The sequence below is a fragment of the Photobacterium sp. R1 genome (assembly GCF_054600795.1).
Genome location: NZ_BAAHZP010001006.1, coordinates 1 through 235, shown reverse-complemented (window position 1 = coordinate 235; position 235 = coordinate 1). Strand labels below are relative to the sequence as shown.

The 235-nt window shown below is 49.4% G+C and carries 1 pseudogene; it reads left to right on the top strand.

Going from position 1 to position 235, the window contains the following annotated elements:
* Positions 1-231: pseudogene (locus ACYP03_RS28085) on the top strand (ABC transporter ATP-binding protein); the annotation flags it as partial.
* Positions 232-235: the final 4 nt, after the last annotated feature.

Sequence of the window (235 nt, the reverse complement as noted above, 5' to 3'; positions counted from 1 at the left end):
GATCTCGCTGCTGAGTTACTGGCTCAGCGCACTGTGCTGCTTATTACTCATGATCCTCAGGAAGCATTAAGGCTGGGTCATCACCTCTTTTTAATACAAGGCAAACCGGGCTGGTTAAAGCGCTTATCCGTTCCCGAAGGTGCTCCGCCGAGAAGCATCAATGGAGAACTGGCTGTAAAACAGCAGGTCATTATCGAGCAACTTTCCGGTCTGGGTGAGCACAATGTCTAAAGAA